At 33.8% G+C, this 6,664-nt stretch carries 8 protein-coding genes; all 8 read right to left on the bottom strand.

Annotated elements, in window-relative coordinates; all coding sequences use genetic code 11:
• On the bottom strand, window positions 1-1,572 hold a 1,572-nt coding region (locus IPO27_12395; protein ID MBK8847290.1), incomplete at its 3' end, for a hypothetical protein.
• Between the two features lie 9 nt (window positions 1,573-1,581).
• The gene (locus IPO27_12390) at window positions 1,582-1,800 is read right to left on the bottom strand and encodes a hypothetical protein (protein MBK8847289.1); all 219 of its coding nucleotides are present in this window, start codon (window positions 1,798-1,800) and stop codon (window positions 1,582-1,584) included.
• Window positions 1,801-1,979: 179 nt separating this feature from the next.
• A complete protein-coding gene (locus IPO27_12385; protein ID MBK8847288.1) occupies window positions 1,980-2,255 on the bottom strand; it encodes a hypothetical protein in 276 nt (91 codons plus the stop codon).
• Complete coding sequence (locus IPO27_12380; protein MBK8847287.1) at window positions 2,212-3,291, bottom strand: SprB repeat-containing protein; 1,080 nt, start codon at window positions 3,289-3,291, stop codon at window positions 2,212-2,214. The genes IPO27_12385 and IPO27_12380 overlap by 44 nt, the downstream gene beginning before the upstream one ends.
• 538 nt (window positions 3,292-3,829) lie before the next feature.
• Window positions 3,830-4,477, bottom strand: coding sequence for a hypothetical protein (locus tag IPO27_12375; protein ID MBK8847286.1), 648 nt, complete (start codon window positions 4,475-4,477; stop codon window positions 3,830-3,832).
• A complete protein-coding gene (locus tag IPO27_12370; protein ID MBK8847285.1) occupies window positions 4,443-4,832 on the bottom strand; it encodes a T9SS type A sorting domain-containing protein in 390 nt (129 codons plus the stop codon). The genes IPO27_12375 and IPO27_12370 overlap by 35 nt, the downstream gene beginning before the upstream one ends.
• A 129-nt stretch (window positions 4,833-4,961) precedes the next feature.
• Window positions 4,962-5,696, bottom strand: a complete 735-nt coding sequence (locus IPO27_12365; protein ID MBK8847284.1) for a hypothetical protein — start codon at window positions 5,694-5,696, stop codon at window positions 4,962-4,964.
• Window positions 5,697-6,233: 537 nt separating this feature from the next.
• Window positions 6,234-6,566: a hypothetical protein gene (locus IPO27_12360; protein ID MBK8847283.1), complete on the bottom strand. Its 333-nt coding sequence runs from the start codon at window positions 6,564-6,566 to the stop codon at window positions 6,234-6,236.
• Between the last annotated feature and the right edge of the window lie 98 nt (window positions 6,567-6,664).

Here is a 6,664-nt window from a genome sequence, read left to right as displayed (position 1 = left end):
ATTAAAGGGTGTTGGTGTTAGGTTGTTAGAACATGTGGAAAAGGCATCCATAGTGCCGCTTGTATTTGCACCGGGCATACTCTCTAGCTCATTGAATGAATCGAATGCCGCAATATTGGTACTATACGACCAACGGCTCATAATATATTTATATCTCCGTTTCCAAAAATACATTACACCTTCATTGGTAGGGTCACTAACATTAGAAGAAATAAATAGCTCTTTACTATTATAAGGACCATCGAAGTAATCTATTCCATTAATATTTTGGTTAAAAGTTCCAGTAGGATACAAATATTTGCGGGCATAACAGTTATCACCCCAATGCATCATCTGATACGCTCCCCCATTATTAGCATATTCTAAAGTAAGGTGTAAGTAAATTTTGGTATCCTTTGCTTTGTCTAACATTTTGTCAAGTATCCAGGCACTATATTGCCTGTTTCCATTTCTATTGTGATCCCAACCAGCTGAGATACAATATGGCGCACACTCTGGTACTGTATTGATAAATTTATCATAGACTCCAAGATGTTCATACTCGGGCAAAAATAAGGACTTGAGAAATATCATTCGGAAGAAGTTGCCTCCTGCTGCAGCGGACTGGTTAAATGCTTGCAAAAAATTATTATAATCAACTTTTAAAAATCTATTCCAATGTAAGGCAGGATTATAATTATGTCGCTGATCACACAAATTGGCACCTATTCCAAAAAAACTTGTACCATCTTCAAATTGCAGATATCTGTTATTGTTTTGATTTACCGTTAAGTATCCGTGATTATCAGGTAAAGGAGGGTCGCAAATAAATGTTAAGCTATTGAATGTAAGTGGAGGGAAAGTGATTTGGCTACTCTTGGGTGCCGCTAATTCCATAATTGCGGTCCAGGGTATATTTGCATCATCTTTATCAGGAGCGAATCGTACTCTCCAAAAGTAATCATAAAAAACATGTGTTAAATCTTCTTCAGGTTCGCTGTTGAGATTTACACCCCATTTTGACTCACGCATAAAGAAACCATATTTAATAATGGAAGTACCATCAGGCCTTTTAAAAGTAGCCTTAAACAAAAGGCTATCATCCGCATAAGGATTTAAATCATCTGCGGGAACCGATTGCCCGTTGTAATAATGGAAAAAAAATGCATCAACCCCAGCTTTATAGGCATCAGGCAATTTAAATCCCAACTCAAGTTTCTCCCACTTATTCACATGTACCATACCATCATTTGGGTTAACAGCTTTGTGAGGGTAACAAATAATTGCTTCAGGGTTCCCCATAGGTTCTATATGTGCCCAAAAAAAATGTTCGGTGTTTTGATTAAGGGCACTTACTTCGAATCCAGGTAATAAAGTTATTTCCCCTTCAGCCTTGTACTCCACTTGAGCATTACCGGTAATTACAACTGGTTGGGATTCCAAATTCGTACAAATTAAATCATCAATTGCGGTAATCAACTTAGGTGAACTAAGCGTGATGTTACTAATTATAAGTGGCGCAGGCTGCTTAACTTGTGCATCAAGTTTATCCACTAGTGCTAAAATAAGCAACACAAAAATTATTTTTTTCATGGTAGCAAATTATTTTGTTTGTTGAATATTACTAACCTCAATTATTTTTTTTTCTAATAAATCAATCCTTTTGTTTTGTTCTATAAGGTACAAAGTCAACTCTTCAATTTTTTGCAAAAGCAATCTATTGGTTTCACCAAGTTCAATTCCCTCTTCCTCAACTGTATCAGCATTTGGTATCAAAGGCAAGTGTTTGTTTTCTTCAATAAATTTTTCTAAGCATTGCAAAGACATTAACTGGTAATTAGTGTCAAAAACAAAATCTGGCCAGGGACCAGTACGTACTTTAATTTCACGGGCGCCTATTTTGCCTTCTACTATAAGTTTATAATTATTATTAGCAGTTGGTATGGTACCAATACCAACATCTCCTGTGGTATTAATGGAAACTACAGGAAGAGTATTATTTATATTCGAATAGATGTGACTATTACTGTGTTATCAACCCCTAGACCAACTGAATATAAGCTATTTTTTGCCCAAATAGTTGACTTGTTATTTGTGGTATTCCAAAGGCAGATATCTGCATCCCCTGTATTTTCTTGAACAAACAGGTTACTAAGTGAATAATTAGCATTGCTGAACATATCCACACTTCCAATAGAAACTTTTCCATTATCATCGATATAGAAATTCTTCTTACCTTTTGATTCGTTCCAAACAAAAAAAATTGTTGTTGCCATCTGAGTTAGCATCGACTCCTATAGCCCATTTATCATTTCCCTGATGTTGAAATTTGATTTGACTTTTAAAAATGGAGTTATTATTTCTATTTAGTATCAATCCGCTATGATTTTGGTCATGTCTAATTTCGAGAGGCGCATTAGGCGCATTTGTTCCTATTCCAACATGCCCTTCCACAATAAGTCCATTGGATGGCGCACTATTATTTGATGCAAAGTTCATTCCTATACTTAAATTGCCTGCTATTCCGGTCAAACTTTGAGGAGTTGTCGTACCGATACCTACCTTAACAGGTAAGCAAGTAAAAAGCGTAAGTGGGTTTGTAAGATTTAGCCATATAGGACTTGGAAATCCGCATGGAGATAATTTGTTATCCACATTCGCAGAATTAATTTCACCATTATTGTCAACAAATAAGCCTCCGGGAATACCTGATAACGATGATAATTTTATACCTCCATTATTAATCAATCTAAGTCTTTCGGTACTGTTCGTTTTAAATACCAAATCAACATTATCAGTGGTGCCAATAAAATTTGCATTGGGACTCGAATTTACATTCCCGTACATAGTCCAATCGCTTCGCTCCGGTTGGCTAATATCAGTCCGAGCTATATTTATCTGACATCCATTTTGATCGGTAAGCTCAGCTTCAATAGCACCAGCACCAAGGCTTGTTCGGTTAATGTTAGTATTGCCATCATCCCATAAAGCTGTATAGGGAGCGGTGCCTCCGTATATGGTTACCGTTACACTACCGTTGTAACAATTGTAGCAACTAACATTATATCCATTCGGAAATTCATACACCTGCAATTCATAGTTAAGTTGTTCTGGTTCGATTAATGTAATTTCTTTAACAACAGAATTTAGTGCCGCATCTCGCACAGTAAGGCGATAATATCCTGCCGGAAGTTCAATTGCATTGGGACTAGTAAACCCATTACTCCAATTATACGTGTAAGGTGGAATACCTCCACTAACAGTTACATTAATACTTCCATCCTGTGCCCAAGCAACTGATGTTATTACCATTATAATTACTTGGGGTTAGCGTTACATTCATTTGTGCAAAAGTGCAGCGCGCGGTAATAATCAAGAATGCAATTAATAGTACTGATTTAGCAAGTCTTAGTTTGAACTTTGAACTTTGAAGTTTGAAGTTTGAAGTTTGAAGTTTGAAGTTTGAACTTTGAGTTGTGTGGCATGACTTTCTGTTTTTAAAATTTAAGGATACGTAAAGTTATTGAATAATCTTATTACATTTTGCAATAAGATAAAAATATTTTCTCAGTAAAAAAATTAGTATACTTAAGCTTCTCAATCAAAGTAATAAATGAAGAGATAAAAGTGATGAGTTGAAATGAAAAATTTGCTTTCCGATATAGCATCTCTCGATAATTAATACAAAACTCAATGCCCCCTGCTCAATCAACTTGACACAAGGGGCTTGCAGCGCATGGCTATGCTTAATTTAATTTTTAACAATAAAGAGGAAGTTAATGTTTTACTATTCGCACAAGCAGATAATGGAATTTCCGCATAAGACTTTTGTTGTTTTTTGCACAATTAATCATTTTCTATTTATACTATAAACAACACCTGATGAAACTTGTATAAAATGATTAATTGACTTGCCCTGGCAAGTGCCAATATTTTCACTTATCGCAAAATTAACCCCCAAATTTTTAAAAGCAAAGAATGTATATGTAAATTTTATTCCACCATAAATTTGAAACCTTGGTTTGTTTGTTACACTCAGATTGTATTCTTTATTGTCAGGAATGGTTTTAATAGTTTTTATTGAAGATAGCGATGTTATTCCTAAAATATTAATCCCTAAGGAGAATTGGCTATTTGGCCCATAATAAAAAACACGGTCAATTGAGCTCGAAAAATTAATCCATGTGAATTTATATTTATAGTAATATGACGATTCAGTGTTCGGAAGTAGGGGGTTAGAATGTAATTTATTTGCTGATCTATACCAGGAGTAATCAACTAAAAAGCTTAAAGATATTTTTTTTAAATTTTTTTCTATACCCAAAGAAATTCCTTTAGGTTTAAGTTGAGGTTTTGTATAGCATGTTTGCATGCCATATGTAAAAGCAATTTTGTAGGTATAATATTTGTCTTTCGCATTGCAAACAAAACAGAAAAAAACAAACAAAACAGTACAGTTTATTTTACTCATTCGTAATAATGATTTTTTTTGAATCAAAGAGCCCTGATCCGAATACTACTTTACAGATGTAATTCCCATTAGCTATGTTATTTTTATGAACAGCGACCTTATTTATACCTATACTAAATGAACAATTTTGCTCTAATAATTTTTTACCAGTACAGTCAAATATTTCAACTAACCCAGAACTAACCTTACTTGAAAAAATACTAATATTGATATGGTTGTCATATGAACTATTAACAAACAGAATACTATCAGTCGAATAAACTGAAGCAAAGTTATATTGCTTTTGAACAGTACTATTTGAATTTACTTTATGAGAAGATCCACAATAGCCAATCCAAGCTCTGAATAAAGCTCCTGATTGTACTTTGAATCCTGGCTCCAAATAAATATTATTTCCTGCTACAAAAGTAACATCAGACCCATTAGAAACAATTACGTCACCTTGAGGGCCAGTCGTAACATTTTCACCAGCCCATATATCATTTACTACATCTGTTCTATAAGTTACACCTCAGTTAAAAATATAGTCTTGATAATATTTATCATACTCACAACATGAAAAGCCAGAATTAAAGGGTATATCAGTTACAGGTGGTATATGAACAGGTTGCCCATTAAATCCATTACTATAAATGTGAAAATTAATCATTGTACCACCAGCATTACAATTCCACATTTCAAGTGTAGCTGCGTAAAGATCGCTTTGAACCCCATTGCCGTAATCATCTTCACCATTCCAATTAACAAACCATGGATATGGAAATCCGTTTGGGTTAAACTCGTAAAAATTATATAATGGCGCACCGAATGAATTATAAATAGTTAATCTGTATGCTATTGCATTATCAATCTGAATACTCATCGGATGAACATTTGGAATACATGCCATTGATTGAATTTGTTGATTAGGGTCTGGATCCAATACAATTGCTGGTAAGTTTATTTTACAAGAGTGTAAACAATAAGGCTCCTCGGTAATTGAAACATCATCAATATAGTAATATGCTTCAGGTAACCAAGTTGTATCACCTATAACTGGTACATGAACTTTCTGTCCATTTATTCGATCGAAAACACCAATGGTAAGATATTGCTCACCACCTTGCGCTATAAAAGTATTTTCTATTAAATCCCACCCGTTATCATTAGTAAAAAGATTATATGTACTACCAAACTTGCCACCAATTACTTGGGGAGTATAAGGCACATTTAAAATTCCCCAGTAATTAGCTTGAGAAGTTTGCAAGGGAAAATGTGTTAATATCGCAGAAATACAATTATTGTAGTATAGGCTATAATCTGCATGTGAAACATAAAATTTAATCCTATACTGCATCTATGCAATAGAGGTTTTTTAGCTGAACTTGTAAGTATTTTTGGGCGTAGGGCCATCTATTAAACTCAGGATGTCCAGGAATAGGCGGCTTAAAATGGAACAATTGCTACATATGCATCACTTGTGCGAGGAGATTGTCCAAATTCATTATTTGGTATATTCACATAAGTATTATTATTATTTGCATTTTTATGTAAATAATCCGTCAGATCCAATATGATTTTTCGGGATATACCAACTATATACACAAGGAATTGTTGAAGATGTGACATAGGTCTGCGTAGGAATACATGAACAATCTTCAAAACTTGGATTTGGAACAAGATTTTCAAAACACTTGGCTGATACATTTGACAAAAATACAATTTTTGAAATGCTCAGAAGAAATAGTGTTATAAACAATTTTACTCATTTTTAATAATTTTTTAGAATTAAATTGAAATCAGGTTATTTGAGTTTTTTTAATAAATCTATCTCCTTATTAAGAGCAATAATATATAAGGTTAATTCTTCGATCTTTTTTAATAGCTGAACATTGTTTGTGTGTAAATTATAACCTGAATTTGAATCAATGTCCTTTGCCGATGATATATCCGGTAAATGTCCATTTTTAGCTATAAATAATTCCAAATCATTCAATGACATTAATTTATAACTTGAATCAAAGACATAATCAGGCCATCCACTACCATTTGTTATGATAATTTCTCGAAACCCTCCTTTGCCATGAACTACTAGCTGATATCCTGCCCGGAGGGCATCCAATACCAACTTCGCCATCAAGACAAGTATCGCTATTTACATGAAGATTTACATTTAATCCACTGTTAGCATTAATATCTAATCTTTCTAATTGGGTATAGCCCGCAATAATTTAT

The sequence above is a fragment of the Bacteroidota bacterium genome (genome assembly GCA_016714535.1).
In the GTDB taxonomy this organism is placed as follows: domain Bacteria; phylum Bacteroidota; class Bacteroidia; order AKYH767-A; family OLB10; genus JADKFV01.
Note: the sequence above shows the minus strand (reverse complement) of the source record. Positions and strands in the feature narration are given on the sequence as shown.

Bases quoted from the DNA above. Each gene is read 5' to 3' on its own strand.
- IPO27_12385 (MBK8847288.1), bottom strand. From the start codon at position 2,255: ATGGCAACAACAATTTTTTTTGTTTGGAACGAATCAAAAGGTAAGAAG.
- IPO27_12380 (MBK8847287.1), bottom strand. From the start codon at position 3,291: ATGGTAATAACATCAGTTGCTTGGGCACAGGATGGAAGTATTAATGTA.
- IPO27_12360 (MBK8847283.1), bottom strand. From the start codon at position 6,566: ATGGCGAAGTTGGTATTGGATGCCCTCCGGGCAGGATATCAGCTAGTA.